The sequence below is a fragment of the Actinopolyspora mortivallis genome, assembly GCF_003001495.1.
Lineage (GTDB): Bacteria > Actinomycetota > Actinomycetes > Mycobacteriales > Pseudonocardiaceae > Actinopolyspora > Actinopolyspora mortivallis_A.
The window spans coordinates 28828-50666 of the sequence record NZ_PVSR01000030.1 but is presented as its reverse complement, the minus strand read 5'-3'; the positions used below and the strand labels follow the sequence as shown (position 1 = coordinate 50666).

Genomic DNA, 21839 nt, shown 5'->3' with positions numbered 1-21839 from the left:
ATCCCCGGGACCGCACACGGCGCCGTACCCCCGAGGCGAGACGGTTCAGGCCGGAAGGAACCAGAACAGCGTGCTCCAGGCGACCACGGCGGAAGGCAGTAACGAGTCCATCCGGTCCATGAGGCCCCCGTGCCCCGGCAGCAGGGTGCCCATGTCCTTGATGGCCAGATCACGTTTGATCAGCGACTCCATCAGGTCCCCGAGAGTCGAGCTGCACACGATCGCCACCCCGAAGAACGCTCCCACCCACCAGGGGCCTCCGAGCAGCAGCGGCACCGACAGCACTCCGGCCACCAACCCGGCCAGCAGCGAACCCGCGAATCCCTCCCAGGACTTGTTGGGACTCACCCGGGGTGCCATGGGGTGGCGCCCGAAGAACACGCCCGAGGCGTAGCCCCCCGTGTCCGAGGCGACCACACCGATCAGGAAACACAACCCCCGGAACCCACCGTCGGCAGGCAACACCAGCATCGCGGCGAAAGCGGCGAACATCGACACGTAGGCGCTGGTGAACACCGAAGCCGTGACGTCCCGGAGGTATCCGGACACCCCCAGCCGGACGCGCCAGGCCAGACATCCCAGGGTCGTGATGGCGAAAGCCACCAGTACGCCGGACAGCTCGAACGGCCACGACAACCAGATCATGGCCTGGCCCCCCAGCAGAACCGGTGGCAACGCCAGTCGGACACCCGCGCCCCGTCGAAGCGCCCCCGCCAGCTCGACGGTGGAAAGAGCGCAGGCCAGCGCCACGATGCCGATGAACGACTGGCGATAGGTCAGCAGGGCGGTAACCACGCCCGCGCCCAGCAACAAGCCGACCGCCAGCGCGGCGGGCAGGTTCCTGCCCGCTCGGGAAGGACGTGCGGCTCCGTCCGGCACATCGGTCGACATTCCGGACTCACCTTCGCGCTGGCCAGCCGTCACCACGTCTTCAGACCTCGAGCAGTTCCGATTCCTTGTTCTTGACCAACTCGTCAACCTGGGCGACGTAGCGGTGGGTGATGTTCTCCAGCTCCTTCTCCCCGCGCGTGCCCTCGTCCTCGCCGACCTCGCCGTCCTTGACGGTCCTGTCGATCTCCTCCTTGGCCTTGCGCCGCAGACTACGCAGGGTGATCCGGGCGTCCTCGCCCTTCTGCTTGACGAGCTTGACCATCTCCTTGCGGCGTTCCTCGGTCAACTGCGGAACCTGCACCCGGATGACCTTGCCGTCGTTGCTCGGGTTGACTCCCAGGTTCGAATCCCGGACCGCACGCTCCATGGCGCCGAGCTGGCTCGCATCGTACGGCTTGATGACCACCAGCCTGGCCTCGGGCACACTGATGCTCGCCAGTTGGTTCAGCGGTGTCGGCGAACCGTAGTAGTCCACGACGATGCCGGAGAACATCGCGGGATTCGCACGGCCGGTGCGGACGGTGGCCAGGTCGTCCTTGGCCACCGCCACCGCCTTCTGCATCTTCTCCTCGGCTTCGAGAAGGGTCTCGTCGATCACGGCTGCTCCTTCGGTGTGGGCCCGGCAGGCTCCGACGGATTTGTCGATACGGGTCGTACTCACTCGGCCCGGTGCGTACCGAACCAGCCCGGACAGGATCCCAAACAGACCCGCACCGGACGGCTACCCGGGGGTGCTGACCAGTGTTCCGATTTTCGCACCGCTGGCAGCACGCGCGATGTTGCCTTCCACGAGAAGGTTGAAGACCAGGATCCGCATGTGATTGTCCATGCACAGACTGAACGCGGTCGCGTCGGCCACCTTGAGCCCGCGTTCCAACACCTCGCGATGCGTGATGTTCTCGAAGAGCTCCGCCGAGGGCGTGGTCCGCGGATCCGCGGAGTACACCCCGTCGACGGCCTTCGCCATCAGCACCACCTCGGCGCCGATCTCCAGGGCACGCTGGGCCGCGGCCGTGTCGGTGGAGAAGTACGGCATTCCCGTCCCCGCGCCGAAGATCACGACCCGTCCCTTCTCCAGGTGGCGGCTGGCCCGGCGGGGAATGTAGGGTTCGGCGACCTGCCCCATGCTGATGGCGGTCATCACGCGGGTGTCGATGCCGTGTTCACGTTCGAGGAAGTCCTGCAGCGCCAGGCAGTTCATCGTGGTGCCCAGCATCGCCATGTAGTCCCCGCGGGCCCGTTCCATACCGCGCTGTTGCAGCTCGGCCCCGCGGAAGAAGTTTCCCCCTCCGATGACCACCGCGACTTCCACGCCATTGGCGACCACCTCGGCGAGCTGCCGTGCGATCGTGCCGACGACATCCGGGTCCACGCCGACACTGCCGCCGCCGAACATCTCGCCGCCGAGCTTGAGCAACACCCGCCGGTAACCACTCTCGCCCGTCTGCCCAACGGATATGCCGTCAGTCACTCGTTCCTCCTGAGAAAGCGCCCCGCCCTCCGAGAACGAAGGCGGGGCGCGGACATCGACTCTCGCGGACCGCTCCGGAAGGAACCGGAGTGCTCCGGTTCACATGTTGACTGCGGGATCCGCAGCGTGCACGGCGACGGGAGCGGATCCACAGCAGGAGCGATCAGGCCTGGCCGACCTCGAACCTGGTGAAGCGCGTGACGCTGATTCCGGCCTCCTCGAGCAGGTCCCGGACCGTCCGCTTGTTGTCCTGCACCGAGGGCTGTTCGAGCAGCACGTTGTCCTTGTAGAAACCGTTGATCCTGCCCTCGATGATCTTGGGCATGGCCTGTTCCGGCTTGCCCTCGGCGCGCGCGGTCTCCTCGGCGATCCTGCGCTCGTTGGCGACGATGTCCTCGGGGACGTCGTCCTTGGACAGGTACTGCGGCTTGAGAGCGGCGATCTGCATGGCCACGCCGCGGGCGGCCTCCTCGTCGGAGCCGGTGTACTCCACCTGAACCCCCACGGCCGGAGGCAGTCCCGCCGCCCGGCGGTGCAGGTAGGTGGCCACCTGTCCGTCGAAGACGCTGACCCGACGCAGTTCGAGTTTCTCGCCGATCTTGGCGGAGAGGTCGTGGATGGCGTTACCGACCGTGCTGTCCCCGAGGGGAGCCTGCTTGACGGTCTCCACGTCGGAGGAGTTGGTGGCCTTGGCCGCCTCCACGATCCTGTCGGCCAGCTCGACGAACTCCTCGTTCTTGGCCACGAAGTCGGTCTCGCTGTTCAGCTCGAGCAGCACCCCGTTGCCACCGGCGACCAGTCCCTCGGCCGTGGAACGCTCGGCGCGCTTGCCCACGTCCTTGGCACCCTTGATGCGGAGGTTCTCGATCGCCTTGTCGAAGTTGCCCTCGCTCTCCTCGAGCGCCTTCTTGCAGTCCATCATGCCGGAGCCGGTGATCTCGCGAAGACGCTTCACATCGGCCGCACTGTAGTTCGCCATGGTGCGTCGTCCATCCTCGTCGGAGTTCTGGGGAACGGAAGTACCGAGGGGCGCACCCGGCCCGCGCCGGGTGCGCCCGACCGGTCAAGACTGCGCGGGCTGCTCGCTCACCTCGGAGTTCGCCGTCTCCTCCGAGTCACCGGAGCTGGTCAGCAGCTCCTTCTCCCACTCGGCGAGCGGTTCCTCGGAGCTCTGGGACTCCCCGGACTCGGCACCCTCGCCACGTCCGCTCCGAGCCATCAGGCCCTCCGCGACGCCGTCGGCGACCACCCTGGTCAGCATGGAAGCGGAACGGATCGCGTCGTCGTTACCGGGGATGGGGTAGTCCACCTCGTCCGGGTCGCAGTTGGTGTCGAGGATCGCCACGACCGGGATACCCAGTTTCTTGGCCTCGCTGACCGCGATGTGCTCCTTCTTGGTGTCCACGATCCAGATGGCGCTCGGGACCTTGGACATGTCGCGGATACCCCCGAGGGTCCGCTCCAACTTCTCCTTCTCGCGGGTCAGCATCAAGATCTCCTTCTTGGTGCGACCCTCGAAACCGCCGGTCTGCTCCATCGTCTCCAGCTCCTTGAGACGCTGCAACCTGCGGTGCACGGTCTGGAAGTTGGTGAGCATCCCTCCCAGCCAGCGCTGGTTGACGAAGGGCATGCCGACCCGTTGGGCCTGCTCGGCGATGGCCTCCTGGGCCTGCTTCTTCGTCCCCACGAAAAGGACGGTTCCCCCGTGGGCGACGGTCTGCTTGACGAAGTCGTAGGCCCCGTCGATGTACGACAGCGTCTTCTGCAGGTCGATGATGTAGATGCCGTTGCGCTCGGTGAAGATGTAGCGCTTCATCTTCGGGTTCCAGCGACGGGTCTGGTGCCCGAAATGCACGCCACTGTCGAGCAGCTGCTTCATGGTGACGACGGCCATAGCCTGATTCGCACCTCACGTGTCGGGCGCGTCGGTGTCGACGCGCGGTTTCGGTTGCCGCGGAAGGGCCGGACGCCCCACCGCCCTGGTACGCGCCGGAGGCCATCGCCCGAAAACCACGGAATCCGGGACCGTTGACGGCTCCGTACGACCGTCTCACCAGCTCTCCTGAAGCCACCGGAAGGACTGCCGGCTCCACCTGGCAGCCCGTCACGCCCGGAAGTGGTCGGTAACCACCGCAGCCCCGTCGACTCGAACCGAACGAGAACTGTCGGCGAATCGGACTCCGGACGGTCTCCGCTGACCGAGTACCGTCGTGAGCAGGTCGACACGCGCGCACGCGAAGTCGACTCGCACCTGGCGAATCGCGCCGTCGAGTATACGCCACGCCCCCGACCGTCAGAAGCGCGGTGACCGTTTCCCCAACCACCCCGGTTTGTCCACCGGAAGCGAGAGACACCGTGGTTCGGGTCCGGCGCTTCTGACAGCGTCGCCCCCATGCGCCCCCTCCGTCTCCTCGCACTGGGCTCGGCGGCCACGATCACCGCTCTCGGAGTCCGCTTTCCCGGAAACGCCGTTCCCGGCGCCCCCTCTCCCACGAGCACCGCGGCACACGCCGCGCCCGTGGCGGGAAGCCTGTCACCTCCGCTGTCGAGCTCCTCCGGAATAGCAAACAATTTTCACCTTCCGGCCGGGTACTACGGCCCGGGACACCGCGGAGTCGACCTTCTCGGGCGAGCCGGACAACACGTCCACGCGGCCGCAGCCGGAGTCGTGGTCCACGCGGGAAACGTGGTGGACCGCCCCGTGGTCTCCGTCGAGCACCGGAACGGAACACGGACGACCTACGAACCGGTCCGACCGACGGTCAGCCCGGGCGAACGGGTCGCCCGGGGACAGGCCCTCGGACGTCTCGCGGGAGGACACCCGGGCTGTCCCGCGAACCCGCCGGAGGCCTGCCTGCACTGGGGACTGCGACGGGGAGACGAGTACTTCGACCCCCTGCGCGCGCTGCCCGCCCCGGAAGTACGGCTGCTGCCGTGGTGACGCCCCCGGGGGCACCCTTCTTCCGAGCTCATTTCTCAGTTGTTCACCTCGGTGAGCTTGCCACGCAACCGCAACACCGCCCTCGTGTGCAACTGGCAGACCCGGGACTCGGTCACCCCCAGCACCTTGCCGATCTCCGCGAGTGTCAGGTTCTCGAAGTAGTACAGGGTCACCACGATGCGATCCCGGTCACTGAGCCGTTCCACGGCCTCGGCCAGCTGACGCCTGCTGTCCCTGTCCACCAGCGTGTTGACCGGGTCCTCGGCCCGCTCGTCCGGAAGCGTCTCCGCCAGGGAAGCCGTCCCTCTGCCCACGCCGATGAGATCGTCGAGGGCGACGACACTGGTCATCTGGAGCTGGGCGAAGAGCTCGCGCAGCTCCTCCGTGCTCAGAGAGAGCTCGGCGGCCAGTTCCGCGTCGGTGGCGCTGCGCTGCAACTTCGCCTCCAGACGTTCCAACGCGCGTTCCACGTCCCGCGCCCTGCTCCGCACCGAACGGGGCACCCAGTCCTGGGCACGGAGGTCATCGAGTATCGCTCCCCGAATACGCTGCATCGCGTACGTCTCGAACTTGAGACCGCGTTCGGGTTCGAACTTCTCGATCGCGTCGACGAGACCGAAGACCCCGGACTGGATGAGGTCGGAGACCTCCACGTGCGCGGGCAGTCCCGTCCCCACACGTCCGGCCACGTACTTCACGAGCGGCGCGTAGTGCAGCACCAACCGGTCCCGGAGCTTCTGGTCACGGCTCTGGCCGAACGCGTGCCACAGGGCAGCGATGCCCGCCTCCACGTCCTCACCGTCACGCTCGGAAGGGGCCTCCGGGGACAGGTCGCCCTGGAGCCAGCGAGAGCCGCGGAACACCGGATCGAGCCGGGACACGCTGCCGGGATGTCCACGGTCCTCCCACCGGCGTGGACGTGACTTTCCTGCCTGACTGCGTGTTCTCGAGCCGGATCGCGCGCTCGCCGCTCGGGCTTCGCCCCCGGCTTCGTCAGGAACGGGGGTGGGTTCGCTCATGGATCGCCTTCAACCGTTCGACGGTCACGTGAGTGTAGAGCTGAGTCGTCGAAAGCGTAGCGTGACCGAGCAACTCCTGTACGCTACGCAGGTCGGCTCCACCTTCCAGAAGGTGTGTGGCGGTGGAGTGCCGCAGACCGTGGGGACCGATCCTCGGAGCGCCCCGCACGGCACCGGCTGATTCGTACACGATTCGACGGGCGGTGCGGGGGTTCAACCGCCCACCTCGTACGCCGAGAAAAAGCGCGTCGCCGGAACCGGAACGCGCCAGGGCCGGACGTCCCTGCCCCAACCAGTGTTCGAGGGCACGAGCGGCCGGGACTCCGAAGGGGACTGTCCGCTGCTTGTCCCCCTTGCCCACCACTCGCAGCACACAGCGCTCGTGGTCGACATCCCCGTGATCAAGTCCGCACAGCTCCGAGACCCGTACGCCGGTGGCGTAGAGCAACTCCAGCACCGCGTGGTCACGCAGCGCCACGGGGTCCTCCGCCCGAACTCCGTCCTCGGAGGAGTCCAACATCGACTCGGCCTGGTCCCTGCGCAACACGGAAGGAAGTCGTCGAGGCCGTTTCGGCGTGGAAAGCCGCGGACCCGGATCGACCTCCAGGAGCCCCCGAGCGTGCGCCCAGGCCGTGAACGCTCGGGCCGAGGCGGCCCTGCGCGCCAGCGTGGCCCTGCCCGCCCCTCTGTCGTGCTCGGCAGCCAACCAGGCACGCAGTGCGGCCGCGTCGAGCCCTGCGACGCCCCTGTCGTTCTCGTTCTCCTTCTCGACATGAGTGAGCAGGGACACGACATCGGAGACGTAGGCCCGCACGGTGTGCGCGGACATCCCGCGTTCCCAGCGAGCGTGTCGTTCGAACCGCTCGACCGCATCCGCGGCCTCCTCGGAAAGCCGATCACGCCTCGCTGACGCGTCCGGGCGCTCGGAACTCGTCCTGTTCATGCCAAGTGACATTGCTGCTCGGCTCCACCTGGGTCAAGTAGCACATCGCCACGATACGCGCCCGGTTCGTCACTACTCGCAGCGTGTCCATCCTTCGTCCGCGAAACGTGCGAAACCGGACATTTCGAGCGCGTTCAGGCAGGCGAGGACGGTCCTCTCCGGAAAGCCGGTCTCGAGAGCGAGCTGCTCTGTCTGCCTGGGGCGGTCCGAACGAAGTGCGTCACACACCACCCTGGAGGTCGTGTCGAGACGGTCCGTGGCACGGTGCCGCGTCTGTCGGGAGGGATCGTCTCCCTCTCCCAGCCCCACCACGGCCTCCAACACCTCGTCCGCCCCGGTGACCAGAATTCCCCGTCCCGAACGGATCAACTCATGGCAGCCGACGGAACTCGCCGAGGTGACCGGCCCGGGAACCGCCATGACGGGACACCCCAGGCTGTCCGCGGCGGCAGCCGTGTTGGCCGCCCCGCTGCGCGCCCCCGCCTCCACCACCACCGTTGCTCTCCCCAGGGCGGCGATCAGTCTGTTGCGCACCAGAAAACGATGTTTGCGTGGCAGCACCCCCGGCGGGTACTCGCTGAGAACGACTCCCCGTTCGGCGATCTCGCCCAACAACCGGGCGTGGGAGGCCGGGTAGTCCCGTTCCGGACCGCACGCGAGGACGGCGACGGTCCTTCCCCGGGCGGCCAACGCTCCCCGGTGGGCGGCTCCGTCCACTCCGTGAGCGGCCCCCGAGACCACCCCCACGCCCGCTGAGGCCACCCCGTACGCGAGTTCGGCGGCCAGACTCTCCCCGTAGCCCGTGGCCGCCCGGGTCCCCACGATCGACACGAAACGCGAGGAAAGATTCGTCTCCCCGGCGCCCCGACACCACAAGGCCAGTGGTTCTGCGAGCCCCTCCAATCCCACGCTGGTGGCCCCCGCCAACGCCTCCATGCTCCCGACCGGCCACTCGGGGTGTTCCGGGACGAGCAGTCGCACTCCCTCCCGTCGTGCCAGTTCCAGCAGTTTCCGCCCCGAGACACGGGTCCTCCTGGCCTCCACCTCCCGACCCACAGCCCGGTCGACGTCCCCCTCGTACACCGCCTCGGCCGCTTCGACCGGGCCACGTTCGGCGGTGAAACGGCTCAGCGCCGGAGCGGGAGGCTCAGCCACGGCACAGAGATAGGCCCTGGCCACGAGCGTCTGCTCGTCCGGTACGGAGCCGGCGTTCATACCACCGGCCTTTCCCGGAACTGCAGAGCCGCGGCCACATGCTCGGCCTCCGGCCGTTCCGCCCCCTCCAGGTCGCTCAACGTCCAGGCAACCCGGAGGCACCGGTCGGCTCCCCGCGCGGTCAGCGCCCCCGTGTCCAGTCCCCGGTCCACCAGAGCTGTCGTTGTTCCGGGCAATGCGAACTCCCCGCGAAGTTTCGGCCCCGGAACCTCGGAGTTCGTCCGCCAGCCGTACTCTCGCCAGCGGTGTGCGGCGGCCTCCCGCGCTCGCGAGACGCGAGCACGAACCCGGGCCGAGGTCTCCGGTTCACCGCCCGATACCAGATCACCGGTGGTCACCGGCCGCATCCGCACCCGCAGATCCGTGCGATCCAGCAACGGCCCGGACAGTTTGTTCAGATAGCGTCTCCGTGCCTGCGAGGTACAGCGACAGTCGAGCTCACGGGCGGGAGCGCAGGGGCAGGGGTTGGTGGCCAGGACGAGCTGGAACCGAGCCGGATAACGCAGCGTCCCGTCCTTCCTGGAAATACGCACCTCCCCCTCTTCCAGCGCCGTACGCAACGACTCCAGCCGCTGTGCCCCGAACTCACAGGCCTCGTCCACGAACAGGACACCCCGGTGGGCGCGACTGACCGCCCCGGGACGCGCCAGTCCGGTTCCCCCTCCGATCAGCCCGGACACCGAGACGGAATGGTGCGGTGCGACGAAGGGAGCGCTACGAACCAGTGCCCCTCCCTCGGGCAGCACCCCCGCCACGGAGTGAATGGCCGTGGTTTCCAACGCCTCTTCGGCCGAGAGCTCGGGAAGCAGTCCGCACAACCGCCGAGCGAGCATGGTCTTCCCCGTTCCGGGAGGACCGATCATCAGGAGGTGATGTCCGCCTGCCGCGGCTATCTCGAGAGCCCGACGTGCCTCCGGTTGTCCGCGCACGTCGGCGAGATCCTCCTCGGTGACGTCCTCCGCGGCCTCCCGGGGCCCGTCAGCGGGACACTGATGCAGATCCCCCTCACCACGTGCCCAGGAAACCACCTCGCCGAGGGACTCGGCCCCGAGAACCTCGATACCGGGCACCGAACGCGCCTCGGCCAGACCGGCGGCGGGAACCACGGCACGCCGCATCCCGCCCTCCGCGGCGGCCAGCAACCCGGGAAGCAGTCCGGCAACCGTGCGGACACGCCCGTCCAGGGCCAATTCACCGAAGAACACCGTTCCCTCGAGAGGGGCGTACGGAATCCACTCGGTGGCCGCCAACACGGCCACGGCCAACGCCGTGTCGAAGGAGGTTCCGGTCTTGGGCAGCGCCGCCGGAGAGAGGGCCAGCGTCACGTGGGACTGCGGCCAGGACTCCCCGCTGTTGGTGATCGCGGCGCGTACCCGGTTCTTCGACTCCTGCAACGCCGCGTCGGGAAGCCCCAGCAACTGCACGCCGGGTAGCCCACCGGAACGGACGTCCGCCTCGATCTCGACCAGCACCCCGTCCACACCGAACAGGGCGACCGCGTGAGTGGTCCGCAGCCCCATCGTCAGCACACCTCCTGCCGGTGCTCGATGCGAACCGGTTCACCGGGCGGCCACAACACGGAGACCACGTCGAAACGCACCGGACAGTTGTGCACGTCATGGGCACGCAGCCAGGCCGCGGCCGCGTCGCGAAGTCTGCGTACCTTGTACGGGCTGACAGCCTCCACCGGAGCGCCGTAGTCGATGCCCGAACGGGTCTTGACCTCGCAGATCACGACACTGTGTCCGTCCGTGCAGACGAGGTCCAGTTCTCCCTGCGGGCAGCTCCAGTTCCGCGCGAGCACCACCAACCCCCGTTGGCGCAGGTACTCGGCGGCCAGTCGTTCCCCTGCGCGCCCGAGCGCGTGCCTGCGGCCGTGGGTGTCGTCGTCGGACAGAGCCCCCACAATCGGTTTCGGCATAACGGATCCTCCCCGGTCCGATCGGATGCGACGACTTCACAGTGCCGCGAACACCGACAGAGGAACCAGAGTCGATGCACCTTTCTGGGGAGAAATTCCGGCGGTTGTGGACGGTTTCCCCGCCGCATCGAGAACGAGATGATCCCGGAAAGGGGAGGACGAAAAACCCGGGGCGGCGCACCCGCCCCGGCGGGAAAGGAGTCCAGCGACACACGAGGGCACGTCCGAAGGACGCGGGCGAGGACACACGAGCCCCGCACCGACACGTCCCGGCTCGGACCCCGCACTCGGACGACGCGGAGCGGGTTCCGGATCCGGGGCCCGGCCGACCACCCGACCCCGTGCCCACGTCGCGACCGGAGCGGAACCGGCTCAGTTGAACGGGGGGCCGCCGTCCGGCAGGCGCAGCTCAGGTTTGTCGAGCTCCTCGACGTTGACGTCCTTGAACGTGATGACCCGCACGTTCTTGACGAAACGGGTGGGGCGGTACATGTCCCAGACCCAGGCATCCGACATGGCCACTTCGAAGTAGACCTCGGTATCCGAGTTCCGCACCTGCACGTCCACCCCGTTGGCCAGGTAGAAACGCCGCTCGGTCTCCACCACGTAGGTGAACTGACCGACGATGTCGCGGTACTCCTTGTAGAGCTGCAGCTCCATCTCGGTCTCGTACTTCTCGAGATCCTCGGCGCTCATGGCTGTGCGAGTCCTTCTCTGTCACTGGTCGGCCTACGGGTGCCCAACGTCGGCATCTCCATTGTCCATCACATCCTGATCAAAAGCATCGAACGATCCACGACGAGCACGCTTCCCCCGCGGCGAACACATACCGTGCGCGTTCGCGGCCTCCAGCACGTTGGAGTAGCTCCACCTGTGGTACGCACTCGGCCCGTGCTCCCGAAGGGCACGCTGGTGAACCGACGTCGAATACCCCTTGTGACCAGCGAAATCATAAGCGGGTAACCGGGAGTGCAACGCGACCATCATCCGGTCTCTGCTGACCTTCGCCAGCACCGAGGCCGCCGCCACGCAGGCCGCGACACGGTCGCCCTTACGGACGGCCACGCTCGGCGCCGCGAGCCCCCCGGCCTCGAAACCGTCCGTGAGCACGTAGCCGGGGTGCGCTCTCAGACCGGCCACGGCCCTGCGCATCCCCTCCAGGTTCGCGGTCTGAACCCCCAGTTCGTCGACCTCCTCCGGCTCCACGGAAACGATACAGTATCCCGTGGCGAGGTTCACGATCCGCTCGAACCACCACTGTCTGGCGCGTGCCGTGAGCAGTTTGGAGTCGGTCAGTCCGTCGAAACGCCCCGTGTCCCTGCGAGGCAGGGAACACGCGGCCACCACCAACGGTCCCGCGCACGCACCACGTCCCGCCTCGTCCACCCCGACGACCGGACCCAGCCCACGACGTTCCAGAGCGTTCTGCAAGGCCCAGCTGCCGGAGTCCCGACGAACCACGGTCCGCGGCAACTCCAGATCGGCGAGCTCCGCTCCCACGCTCAGTGATACTCCCGAATGTCCGCTCGTGTTACCGACGGGGAACCGCGACGAACCGCCCACGCGGCGGGCACCACGGTCAGATACCCGAGCCCTCCGGCCCCGGAGGAGTTCGCCGCCCCCTCCGGCGCCGCCCCCAGGGCCCTCGTCTGCGGATTCTCCTCGTAAATGCTCTGCCACCTCGTCAGGGGCAGCACGACGAACTGTGCCTTCCCGATCACGTTGTCGACCGGAACCGCCCCCGCACGGCCTCCGCCGCCCTGGTACCGGGAGTCCAGGGAGTTGTTCCTGTTGTCCCCCATCACCCACAGATGGTCCTCGGGAACCGTCACCGGGCCGAACTCCTCCTGAGTCCTGGACTCGCCGGACCAGTGGATATAGGGCTCGTCCAACGGTTGGCCGTCGACAAGCACCCGGTTCTGCGGGTCACAGCACTCCACCGTCTGTCCGCCGGTGGCGATCACCCTCTTCACGAAGTCCTTCTCGCCCGGGCTGACGATGTGCAGCAACGCTCCGGCCCGCCGGAAGAACCCCACCACGGGATTGGCCGACTCCGTTCCGCCCGACTCGCCCTCCATCCAGCTGTCCGGTCCGCTGAAGACGACGACGTCACCGGGCTGCGGGTCGCTGAAGCGGTAGGTGATCTTGTCGACGAGAATCCGGTCGTTGTTGCAGCCGGGGCAGCCGTGCAGGGTGTCCATCATCGACTGGGAGGGGATGACGAACACGCGCGCCACGAACATCTGCAACAGCACGGTCAGCACCAGTGCCGTGCCCACGAGAACGAACAGCTCCCACCAGAAGGACCCCTTTTTCCGTTTTTTCCCCTTCCCGGCGGAACCCGTCCCCGTGTCAGAGGTCCGGTCACCGCGTTCGGCGGCTGTTTCCTCCCCGGAGGGGTCCTCCGCGGGCTCCTCGTCCGGTCCTGGAGAACGCATGACGTCGGCCACTCCGCCAGCCTACTGGACTCGGAACCGGGACGTTTCCGCACCCCGCCCCCACCCGTTCGATCCGGTCGAGGGCGGAACGCCGAGAAAGGGCCTCTGCGGTGCGGTTTCGCCGGAGCCGAAGGGGAACGCGTCTCCCGCCCGAGCGGTCTCGACGGGATGACGGGATTCCCGAGATCACACTCCCGGAAATCACTTCACTCAATCGAAGGAATTGGAGGGGAATTCGAGCGGGCGGATTCGACATCACCGCAGAAACCGGGAGAACCGGGACACAAAAAGTGCACGACCCCGGGGTCCCCAGGATCGTGCACCGCTTGGTCCGTCATCCGTCCGGCCTGCCGTGGCCGTCGGTGCGTCCGACCCGCCTCAGGAGTTCTTGGCGGGCTTCTTCTCCTTGACCCGAGCGGCCTTACCGACGCGATCGCGCAGGTAGTACAGCTTGGCCCGTCGAACGTCACCGCGAGAGGCGACCTCGATCTTGGAAATGTTCGGGCTGTGTACCGGGAAGGTACGCTCCACGCCGACACCGAAGGAGACCTTGCGCACGGTGAAGGTCTCCCGGATGCCGCCACCCTGCCTACGGATGACGACGCCTTGGAAGACCTGGACACGCTCGCGCGAACCCTCGATGACGCGGACGTGGACCTTCAGCGTGTCGCCGGGCCGGAAGTCTGGGATGTCGGAACGCATCGACTGGGCGTCCAGCGCGTCCAGCTTGTTCATCGGTGGTCCGTCCTCATCCGTGTCGTTGAACGTTCGATCACGACAGTGAAATCTGTTCGCGTGAACCGCGACTCCTGTCGCGGCCGATGACCCGCCCAGCGATCCGCCGAGGACCACTGCACGGATCCACCCGTGGCGACCCGGGCCTCGCCGTCCGGGCGATGCGGGTCGTCATCGAGCCGTTTTCCGTCACCTCGTCCCGCGAGGAAGACGCCTGCCGAAGCAGGAAATCCGCGGGCGCCGGCAGGCACTCCACCCGGCCGGCCGCACTGCTTCTCGGAAGAGCTTACCAGCCGCCCCCGCGCACCCGAACCAGGGCCGCCTCCTCCCCCGAAGAGAGACCCCGGGCGAGGCGGAGCGGCGACGGGGTACTACACCTCGGAGGAGGCGGAGGACTCCTCCTCCGGGAGCTGCTCGGCCTCCTGCGACCGAGCCAGCACGGCACGGTCGTGCTCGTCCAGGCACTCGGCGGACAGCCGCTCGATCAGGTCAGGTCGCCGCCGAACCGTCCGCTCGATCCCGCGATCGCGCTGCCAGCGGCTCACCGCCGCGTGATCCCCGGAAAGCAGGACCTCAGGCACGGACAAACCTCGCCAGGTCTCCGGACGCGTGTAGCACGGCCCCTCCAGCAGTCCGTCCGAGAACGAGTCCTGCTGGGCGGAGGCGGGGTTGCCCAGCACACCGGGCACCAGTCGGGCCACCGCCTCGATCATGACCAACGCGGCGACCTCACCGCCCACCAGGACGTAGTCACCGATGGAAACCTCCTCCACCGGCATACGACGAGCGGCGTCCTCGACCACCCGCTGATCGATGCCCTCGTAACGGCCGCAGGCGAAGACCAGGTGCCCCTCCCCGGACCACCGGCGCGCGGTCTCCTGGTCGAAGGGTCTTCCGGCGGGGGTCGGCACGACCAACCTCGGCCGCCCCTCGCCCTCGACGCACACGCTGTCCAGGGCCTCACCCCACACGGTGGGTTTCATCACCATTCCCGGGCCACCGCCGTACGGGCTGTCGTCCACCGAGCGGTGGACGTCGTGCGTCCAGTCCCGCAGGTCGTGCACGCTCACGGAGATCCTTCCCCGCTCGATGGCCTTGCCCAGCAACGCCTCCCGCACCGGGGCGAGATACTCGGGAAAGATCGTCACCACGTCGATCCGCATCGCGACCGCCCCTCACTGCGCTCGTCACACGAGATACACCGTCCCACTGTCCCGCCGGTCCGGGACGGACGGGATCAGAAGGGGTCGAGCAACCCTTCGGGCGGATCGATGAGCACGGTCCCCGCCGCGAGGTCCACCTCGACGACGATGTCGTGCACGAAAGGAACCAACGACTCGCGCCGCTCACCCGACACGGAGACGCGGAGCAGCTCACCGGCGGGGGTGTGCACCACTCCCGCCACGGTCCCGACCACCGTCCCGTCCGTGTGCTCGACCGACAGACCCTCCAGCTGGTGGTCGTGGAACTCGTCCGGATCCTCCGGGCGTTCCAGCTCCTCGGGGCGCACGGTCAGCAGGGCGCCCCGGAGACGTTCCGCTCCCTCACGAGTGGAGACCTCCCTGGCCCGCACCAGCAGCCGCCCGGCGTGCCACCGGGCGGCCACCAGCTCAAGCGACTCGGGAACAGCGTCTCCGGTCCTTCCTCCGACACCGAGAACAGCCCCCGCCACGAACCGGCGATCCGGACTGTCCGAACGGACGTCCACCATGAACTCGCCGCGCACTCCGTGCGGCTTCACCACACGGCCGACAACCAGTGGGGCAGCCTGCTGCTCAGCCATAACCGCCGCTCAGCGATCGGTGTCCACCACGTCGACGCGGATCCCGCGGCCGCCGACACCGGACATGACAGTGCGCAACGCGGTCGCGGTGCGACCGCCCCGCCCGATGACCTTCCCCAGGTCCTCGGGGTTAACGTGCACTTCCAGTGTGCGGCCGCGACGCGTCGTCAACGATTCGACCCGCACCTCGTCGGGATTGTCCACGATTCCCCGCACGAGGTGTTCCAACGCGTCCGCGAGGACAGTCACTCCTGGCCTTCCCCGGACTGCTCCTTGCTCTCCTCGTTGTCAGCAGCGGCCTCGGCCTTCTTGCCACCCTTCTTCTTGGGGGTGGTGGCCTCGGAGCCCGAGTCGGTGTCGGCGGCGGCCAGGGCCTCCTCGAACAGCTCCTGCTTGGACCTCTTGCCGGGCTGCTCCTTCAGGGTGCCCTCGGAACCGGGCAGTCCCTTGAACTTCTGCCAGTCCCCGGTGACCTTCATCAGGTGCTGCACTCGCTCGGTGGGCTGCGCGCCGACACTCAGCCAGTACTGCGCACGCTCGGAGTCGATCTGGATGTGACTCGGCTGCTGCTTCGGGTGGTACTGACCGATCGTCTCGATGTCCCGGCCGTTACGCCGAGTCTTCGCGTCCGCGACGACAATCCGGTAGTGCGGCTCGCGGATCTTGCCCAGCCGCATCAATTTGATCTTCACTGCCACGGGTGGTGGTGCTCCTCAAACTCTCGTTCGTGCTCCGGTGAGCGTCCCGGACGAACCATGTCAAAACACGCCGGGACAACCCCTACTTCGACCAGCCACGAAGCGGTGAGAGAGCCCGCTCGTGGCGAACAACTTCCCATTGTGCCAGACCCTCTCCGGCGAACCTCGCGAGGTGCCCTCCGAGCCCTCGGACGACACCGCCGAACGGGGGAAAACGCCCTGTTCAGGAGGGCAGCAGGCCCAACGACATGAGCAACAGCCCCAGGGCGGGGAGAAAGTTGTTCACCTGGTGCGCCACGACGCTAGCAGTCAACCTTCCCGTGATCAGCCGTGCCAGTCCTATCGGAAGGGCTATCACGAGCAGCAGCACCGTTCGGGTCGGCTCGAAGTGGCCGATGGCGAATATCGCCGTGGTGAGCAGGAACACGGTCAGCTGGTTGAACCGCAGCCGTTCCATGGCCCCCCACAGCAGTCCCCGGTACAACAGCTCCTCGCAGACCGGGGCCACCAACCACACGTGCAGGAAGATGATCACGGCCAGCGCCGGGGACAGCTCGACGTCCTCCAGCAGGCTGCCCACCGCCGAGGTGGCCTGTTCCGTACCCACCCAGCGCGTCCACAGCACGGAGGCGACGGTACTCAGCACCAAGCCGCACAGACCGATCGCCAGGCCGATACGTACGTCGGAGCGGCGCCACCGCAGTCCGAAGTCCCGTACGGGGCCGTTTCCCCGCACCAAGGTCGCTGCCACGGCGACCACACCGGCCAACACGGTCGGGGCCATCAGCACCAGCACGAACGTGGGCCCCACCCAGCCACCGTTTCCGAAGTCCCCGAACGCGGCGGCCAGTCCCACGGACACCAACACGAAAACGGCCTCGGCCAGGAAGAAGGCACCGAAACCCCAACGAGGAGCCCGGTACCCTCTTGGGTCGGCGGAAGCCCCGGTCTCTCGCTCCGGTCGTCCCCGACCCGCACCACGATCGTTCTCCGGCGACTGCGGTGCGGCCACGGACACCTCCGTACGGTCTGTTCGACTCCGTTGCACCGACGTCACTCGGGTGCCGCCGGGAAGTGCCAGACTAACGGTGGTCCCGCGAAGCGAGCACCCGATCCACCCACCCGAAGCGGTTACCCCGGTCACCTCCACGTGGCAGGCGGATCATCCCACCACGCGCCCGCGCAGCACGATCCGTTTCGGTGTGCGCAGCACTTCCAGGTTCTCGCGGGGGTCGGAGTCGTAACCCACCAGATCGGCGGCGGCACCCTCCTCCACACCGGAGAACCCCAGCCACCGCCGGGCCGACCACGTGGCGGCGGCCAGGGCCCGCTCCGAGGACATCCCCACCCCGTGCAGCGCGAGAACCTCGTCCACCAGCCTGCCGTGCGCGATACCGCCCCCGGCGTCCGTGCCGGCGTACACCGGAACCCCCGCCTCGACGGCCCTGCCGATCGTGTCCCGCGCCGAGCGGTACAGCTTGGTCATGTGCGCCGCGTAGGTGGGGTACTTGGTCGCGGCGGCGGCGAAGGAGGGGAAGTTCTCGACGTTGATCAACGTGGGAACCAGCGCCACGCCCCGCCGGGCCATCAGGTCGATCATCGCGTCGTCGAGTCCCGTGCCGTGTTCGATGCAGTCGATCCCCGCCCCGAGCAGGCCGGGCAACGCGTCCGGCCCGAACACGTGGGCGGTGACCCGCGCCCCGCGCTCGTGCGCCGCCGCCACCGCACGTTCGAGAACCTCGTCCGGCCACAGCGGAGCCAGGTCCCCCACGGAGCGGTCGATCCAGTCACCGACCAGCTTCACCCACCCGTCGCCGTACTCGGCCTGCCGCGCGACGGCCTCGGGCAGTTCCTCGGGATCGTCGAGCTGTTCCGCCAGTCCCGGGATGTAGCGCTTGGGACGGGCCAGGTGACGCCCTGCCCGGACTATCCGGGGCAGGTCCTCACGCAGTTGCAGCGGTCGGGTGTCCACGGGAGATCCACAGTCGCGCACCAGCAACGTCCCCGCGTCCCGGTCCGTCTCCGCCTGTGCCACGGCCTCGGAGAGCTCCACGGACCCCTGCGGGCCCACACCGACGTGGCAGTGGGAGTCCACCGGCCCGGGGAGGATGTACCCCCCGTCGAAGACGGTGACGGCTCCCGGCACGGGTGAGGTGCTGATCGTCCCGTCCCGCACCCACAGATCCCGCGTCCGGTCCTCGGGAAGCAACACACCGCGCAGGTGGAGAGCGGTCAAGGCCGTGTCCTACTTCTTCTTCTTGCCGAAATCGAGTTTGGAGGGGTCGAAGCCGGGAGGAAGCTGGTTCAACCCACCGGGCAGTTGCGGGGACTGGCCCTGTTGTCCCCCGGGCATACCGGGGAAGCCGGCGGGCATTCCGCCCCGCGCCGCCTTCGGTGTGGGCGCCTTGTTCTTGCCCTTCTTTCCCTTCTTGCTCTTCTTGTTCTTGCGGCTGCCGCCGCCACCGCCACCGAACTGGCCCGCCATCTGCTGCATCATCTTGCGAGCCTCGAAGAACCGGTTGACCAGGTCGTTGATGTCGCTGACGCGCACGCCCGATCCGTTGGCGATGCGCTGTCTGCGCGAGGCGTTGATGATCTTCGGATTGGCTCGCTCCTCCGGGGTCATGCCACGGATGATGGCCTGGACCCGATCGAGGTAGCTCTCGTCGAAGTTGGCGAGCTGGTCCTTCATCTGGTTGCCGCCGGGAAGCATCCCCACCAGGTTCTGCAGTGGTCCCATCCGGCGGACCGCCTGCATCTGCTCCAGGAAGTCCTCCAGGGTGAGCTCCCCCGTGCCCAGCTTTTCCGCGGCCTGCTCGGCCCGGTCGGCGTCGAAAGCCTGCTCCGCCTGCTCGATCAGGGTGAGCACATCGCCCATGCCGAGGATCCGACTGGCCATCCGGTCCGGATGGAACACGTCGAAGTCCTCGATCTTCTCCCCGTTTGAGGCGAACATGATCGGCTGGCCCGTGACCTGGCGCACGGACAGGGCTGCACCACCCCGCGCGTCGCCGTCGAGCTTGGTGAGCACCACGCCGGTGAAACCGACCCCGTCCCGGAAGGCCTCGGCGGTGCTCACCGCGTCCTGACCGATCATGGCGTCGACGACGAAGAGGGTCTCGTGCGGGTCGACGGCGTCCCGGATGTCCGAGGCCTGCCGCATCATCTCCTCGTCGACACCCAGACGCCCAGCCGTGTCCACGATCACCGTGTCGTGCTGGGCACGCTGGGCCTCGGCCACTCCCCGACGCGCCACGTCGACGGGGTCGCCGACCCCGTTGCCCGGTTCCGGGGCGAACACGGAAACACCGGCACGTTCCCCGACCACCTGGAGCTGGGTGACCGCGTTGGGACGCTGGAGGTCGCAGGCGACCAGCAGCGGGGTGTGTCCCTGTCCGGAAAGCCATTTGGCCAGTTTCCCCGCGAGCGTGGTCTTGCCCGAACCCTGCAACCCCGCCAGCAGGATCACGGTCGGCGGGTTCTTGGCCAGCGCGAGATCGCGTTTCTCCCCGCCGAGGATGCCGACGAGTTCCTCGTTGACGATCTTGATGACCTGCTGGGCCGGATTCAACGCCTGGGAGACCTCTGCTCCCTTGGCACGTTCCTTGACCCCCGAGATGAAACTGCGCACCACGGGCAGCGCCACATCGGCTTCCAGCAGCGCGACACGGATCTCGCGCGCGGTGGCGTCGATGTCCGCCTCGGACAACCGCCCCTTGCCGCGCAGGTTCTTCAGAACCGAGGTGAGCCGGTCGGAAAGAGTGTCGAACACGGGTTCACGGGCTCCCAGAGTCGTCGATGTTCCTATGCCGAGGGTAACCGTTCAGCGGACAGGCTCGCCGTCGGACGGTACGTGGGAACCGCTCCGACGCGAAATCCCGCCGGGTGCCGGAGCGGTTCCCGGCACCCGGCGGGCGGTGCTCATCCCCGGTCGGCCGTGGGGCGCTTCTCGGCCCCGGAACGACCTCCCGTGGAGCCGGTCCTGCCCCGCCGGCGGGAACTCGAACGCTCCCGCCCCGGCCTGCGGGACCATCCCCCGGAGCGGCGCGGCGTCTCGCCCTCGGCACGGCTGATCCGCAGTCCGCGCCCGGCGACCTGGGTCTTGCGCAGCTTGCGCAGCAGGTCCTCCGAGAGCTCGGCGGGCAGTTCCACCAGCGTGTGCTCGTCCCGGATGTCGATGTGTCCGATGCGCTTGCTGGACAGTCCCCCTTCGTTGGCCAGCGCGCCGACCAGGGCACTGGGGGTGATCCGGTTCCGGCGACCCACCTCGACCCGGAACATCGCCGTGTCCGCGTTCCCGGCCTGGCCGCCCCGCCGACCGGCCTTGCTCTCCGGTTCGGGCTCGGGTTGCAGCAGCAGCGGCTGCTCACCCTGTGCCATGCTCGCCAACGCGGCGGCCACCCGCGCGGCGGGAACCCCGGTCTCCTCCTCGTAGTCGCGCACCAGCTTCTCGAAGACCTCGAGGTCGCCGTTTTCCAACGTCTCCGTGATCCGCCGACGGAACCTTTCGAGACGCCGTTCGTTGACCGCCTCTATCGAGGGCAGCTCCATGCGCGCGATGGACTGTCCGGTCGCCTTCTCGATGGACCGCAGCAACTGCCGTTCCCGCGAGGTGACGAACAGGATGGCCTCACCGCTGCGGCCGGCCCGACCCGTGCGCCCGATGCGGTGGACGTAGGACTCACTGTCGTGCGGGGCGTCGTAGTTGAGCACGTGGGAAACCCGGTCCACGTCCAGCCCCCGGGCCGCCACGTCCGTGGCCACCAGGATGTCGACGCGTCCTCGGCGCAACTGCTCGATGGTGCGTTCCCGTTGGGCCTGGGCGATGTCCCCGTTGATGGCGGCGGCGTTGAACCCGCGCAGACGCAGCTGTTCGGTGAGTTCCTCGGTCAGCTGTTTGGTCCTGGCGAACACGATGGCCGCGTCGATCGGTTCGACCTCCAGCAGCCGGGAAAGCGCGTCCAGTTTGCGCACCCCGCGGACGGGCCAGTAGCGCTGCCGGATGTTCGTCCCCGTGGTGGTGGCACTGCGCACGGCGACCTCGACCGGCTCGTTCAGGTAGGACTGGCTGATGTTGCGCACGGCGTTCGGCATGGTCGCCGAGAACAGCGCGATCTGGCGCTGTTCCGGCACCGAACGCAGGATCCGCTCGACGTCCTCGATGAATCCCATGCGCAGCATCTCGTCGGCCTCGTCCAGCACGAGCTGCTTGAGCCCGGAAAGGTCGAGTGACCCCCGGTCCAGGTGGTCGATGATCCTTCCCGGGGTCCCGACCACCACGTGGGCCCCTTCGCGGAGGCCGCTCAGCTGGGGGCCGTAGCTCTGCCCCCCGTAGATGGGCAGCACCCGGAAGCCGGGGAGGCGAGCGGCGTAGCCGCGGAAGGCCTCGGCCACCTGGATGGCCAGTTCACGGGTCGGTGTGAGCACCAGCGCCTGGGGCTTCTGCCGCCTGTCGAGGTCGATCCGCGACAGGATGGGCAGGGCGAAAGCGGCCGTCTTGCCCGTGCCGGTCTGCGCCTGTCCGGTCACGTCCCGACCATTCAGCAGGGAGGGAATGGTCTCGGCCTGGATCGCGGAGGGAGTCTCGTAGCCGAGGTCGGTCAGTGTGGCGAGAACGCGGGAATCGAGTTCGAGCTCGTCGAATGTAGGCATGTAAGTCTGGGTTCTCCTCGTGTGGTCGGGGCGGCTGAAGCACTCTGAACGGACCCGCAGTGGTATCCGCGGACGGATCGCACGAATCAGGTCCACGTGACGACGGCACAGTCACCGCACCGGCGCCTATAC

General features: G+C 67.9%; 23 protein-coding genes. 1 reads left to right on the top strand and 22 read right to left on the bottom strand.

Features of this window, described 5'->3' with window-relative positions:
* Positions 1–45: 45 nt before the first annotated feature.
* The 5 genes from CEP50_RS15075 to rpsB form a co-directional block, all read right to left on the bottom strand.
* Positions 46–891, bottom strand: a complete 846-nt coding sequence (locus CEP50_RS15075; RefSeq protein WP_106114586.1) for a phosphatidate cytidylyltransferase — start codon at positions 889–891, stop codon at positions 46–48.
* 40 nt (positions 892–931) lie between these two features.
* Positions 932–1489, bottom strand: a complete 558-nt coding sequence (gene frr, locus CEP50_RS15070; protein ID WP_019854849.1) for a ribosome recycling factor — start codon at positions 1487–1489, stop codon at positions 932–934.
* Positions 1490–1612: 123 nt separating this feature from the next.
* Positions 1613–2350 (bottom strand): UMP kinase, encoded by a 738-nt coding sequence (pyrH, locus tag CEP50_RS15065; RefSeq protein WP_026449123.1) that lies wholly within the window; start codon positions 2348–2350, stop codon positions 1613–1615.
* Positions 2351–2525: 175 nt separating this feature from the next.
* On the bottom strand, positions 2526–3341 hold the full coding sequence (tsf, locus tag CEP50_RS15060; protein ID WP_106114585.1) for a translation elongation factor Ts: 816 nt from the start codon (positions 3339–3341) through the stop codon (positions 2526–2528).
* Positions 3342–3425: 84 nt separating this feature from the next.
* On the bottom strand, positions 3426–4256 hold the full coding sequence (gene rpsB, locus CEP50_RS15055) for a 30S ribosomal protein S2 (protein WP_019854852.1): 831 nt from the start codon (positions 4254–4256) through the stop codon (positions 3426–3428).
* 498 nt (positions 4257–4754) lie between these two features.
* On the opposite strand from rpsB, the gene CEP50_RS15050 reads away from it, so the two are divergent.
* On the top strand, positions 4755–5303 hold the full coding sequence (locus CEP50_RS15050; protein WP_106114584.1) for a M23 family metallopeptidase: 549 nt from the start codon (positions 4755–4757) through the stop codon (positions 5301–5303).
* Between the two features lie 35 nt (positions 5304–5338).
* Here the strand turns inward: CEP50_RS15050 and whiG are convergent, their stop codons facing one another.
* The 17 genes from whiG to CEP50_RS14965 all read right to left on the bottom strand — a co-directional run bounded on the left by whiG (position 5339) and on the right by CEP50_RS14965 (position 21707).
* A complete protein-coding gene (gene whiG / locus CEP50_RS15045; RefSeq protein WP_219905496.1) occupies positions 5339–6184 on the bottom strand; it encodes an RNA polymerase sigma factor WhiG in 846 nt (281 codons plus the stop codon).
* Positions 6185–6296: 112 nt separating this feature from the next.
* Entirely contained in the window at positions 6297–7265 is a 969-nt protein-coding gene (locus CEP50_RS15040) for a tyrosine recombinase XerC (RefSeq protein ID WP_106114582.1), read from the bottom strand.
* 72 nt (positions 7266–7337) lie between these two features.
* A complete protein-coding gene (gene dprA, locus CEP50_RS15035; protein WP_106114581.1) occupies positions 7338–8480 on the bottom strand; it encodes a DNA-processing protein DprA in 1143 nt (380 codons plus the stop codon).
* Positions 8477–10000, bottom strand: coding sequence for a YifB family Mg chelatase-like AAA ATPase (locus CEP50_RS15030; protein ID WP_106114580.1), 1524 nt, complete (start codon positions 9998–10000; stop codon positions 8477–8479). Before CEP50_RS15030 ends, dprA begins: the two co-directional genes overlap by 4 nt.
* Positions 10001–10002: 2 nt before the next feature.
* A complete protein-coding gene (locus tag CEP50_RS15025; RefSeq protein WP_106114579.1) occupies positions 10003–10401 on the bottom strand; it encodes a YraN family protein in 399 nt (132 codons plus the stop codon).
* Between the two features lie 372 nt (positions 10402–10773).
* Positions 10774–11097 carry a DUF2469 domain-containing protein gene (locus tag CEP50_RS15020; protein ID WP_019854859.1) on the bottom strand — a complete coding sequence of 108 codons (324 nt, stop codon included), beginning with the start codon at positions 11095–11097 and terminating at the stop codon, positions 10774–10776.
* 33 nt (positions 11098–11130) lie between these two features.
* The gene (locus tag CEP50_RS15015; RefSeq protein WP_106114578.1) at positions 11131–11901 is read right to left on the bottom strand and encodes a ribonuclease HII; all 771 of its coding nucleotides are present in this window, start codon (positions 11899–11901) and stop codon (positions 11131–11133) included.
* 2 nt (positions 11902–11903) lie between these two features.
* On the bottom strand, positions 11904–12851 hold the full coding sequence (gene lepB / locus CEP50_RS15010; RefSeq protein WP_106114577.1) for a signal peptidase I: 948 nt from the start codon (positions 12849–12851) through the stop codon (positions 11904–11906).
* 366 nt (positions 12852–13217) lie between these two features.
* Positions 13218–13574 carry a 50S ribosomal protein L19 gene (rplS, locus tag CEP50_RS15005; protein WP_019854862.1) on the bottom strand — a complete coding sequence of 119 codons (357 nt, stop codon included), beginning with the start codon at positions 13572–13574 and terminating at the stop codon, positions 13218–13220.
* Positions 13575–13945: 371 nt separating this feature from the next.
* Positions 13946–14737, bottom strand: coding sequence for a tRNA (guanosine(37)-N1)-methyltransferase TrmD (trmD, locus tag CEP50_RS15000; protein WP_106114576.1), 792 nt, complete (start codon positions 14735–14737; stop codon positions 13946–13948).
* A gap of 74 nt (positions 14738–14811) precedes the next feature.
* A complete protein-coding gene (gene rimM / locus CEP50_RS14995) occupies positions 14812–15357 on the bottom strand; it encodes a ribosome maturation factor RimM (protein ID WP_106114575.1) in 546 nt (181 codons plus the stop codon).
* A gap of 9 nt (positions 15358–15366) precedes the next feature.
* Positions 15367–15606 (bottom strand): RNA-binding protein, encoded by a 240-nt coding sequence (locus CEP50_RS14990; protein ID WP_019854865.1) that lies wholly within the window; start codon positions 15604–15606, stop codon positions 15367–15369.
* Positions 15603–16055, bottom strand: a complete 453-nt coding sequence (gene rpsP / locus CEP50_RS14985; RefSeq protein ID WP_026449128.1) for a 30S ribosomal protein S16 — start codon at positions 16053–16055, stop codon at positions 15603–15605. The genes CEP50_RS14990 and rpsP overlap by 4 nt, the downstream gene beginning before the upstream one ends.
* Before the next feature lie 223 nt (positions 16056–16278).
* The gene (locus tag CEP50_RS14980) at positions 16279–17067 is read right to left on the bottom strand and encodes a CPBP family intramembrane glutamic endopeptidase (protein WP_106114592.1); all 789 of its coding nucleotides are present in this window, start codon (positions 17065–17067) and stop codon (positions 16279–16281) included.
* A gap of 150 nt (positions 17068–17217) precedes the next feature.
* Complete coding sequence (locus CEP50_RS14975) at positions 17218–18291, bottom strand: metal-dependent hydrolase family protein (protein WP_106114574.1); 1074 nt, start codon at positions 18289–18291, stop codon at positions 17218–17220.
* Between the two features lie 9 nt (positions 18292–18300).
* Entirely contained in the window at positions 18301–19827 is a 1527-nt protein-coding gene (gene ffh, locus CEP50_RS14970) for a signal recognition particle protein (RefSeq protein WP_106114573.1), read from the bottom strand.
* A 149-nt stretch (positions 19828–19976) separates the two neighbouring features.
* Entirely contained in the window at positions 19977–21707 is a 1731-nt protein-coding gene (locus CEP50_RS14965; RefSeq protein WP_106114572.1) for a DEAD/DEAH box helicase, read from the bottom strand.
* Between the last annotated feature and the right edge of the window lie 132 nt (positions 21708–21839).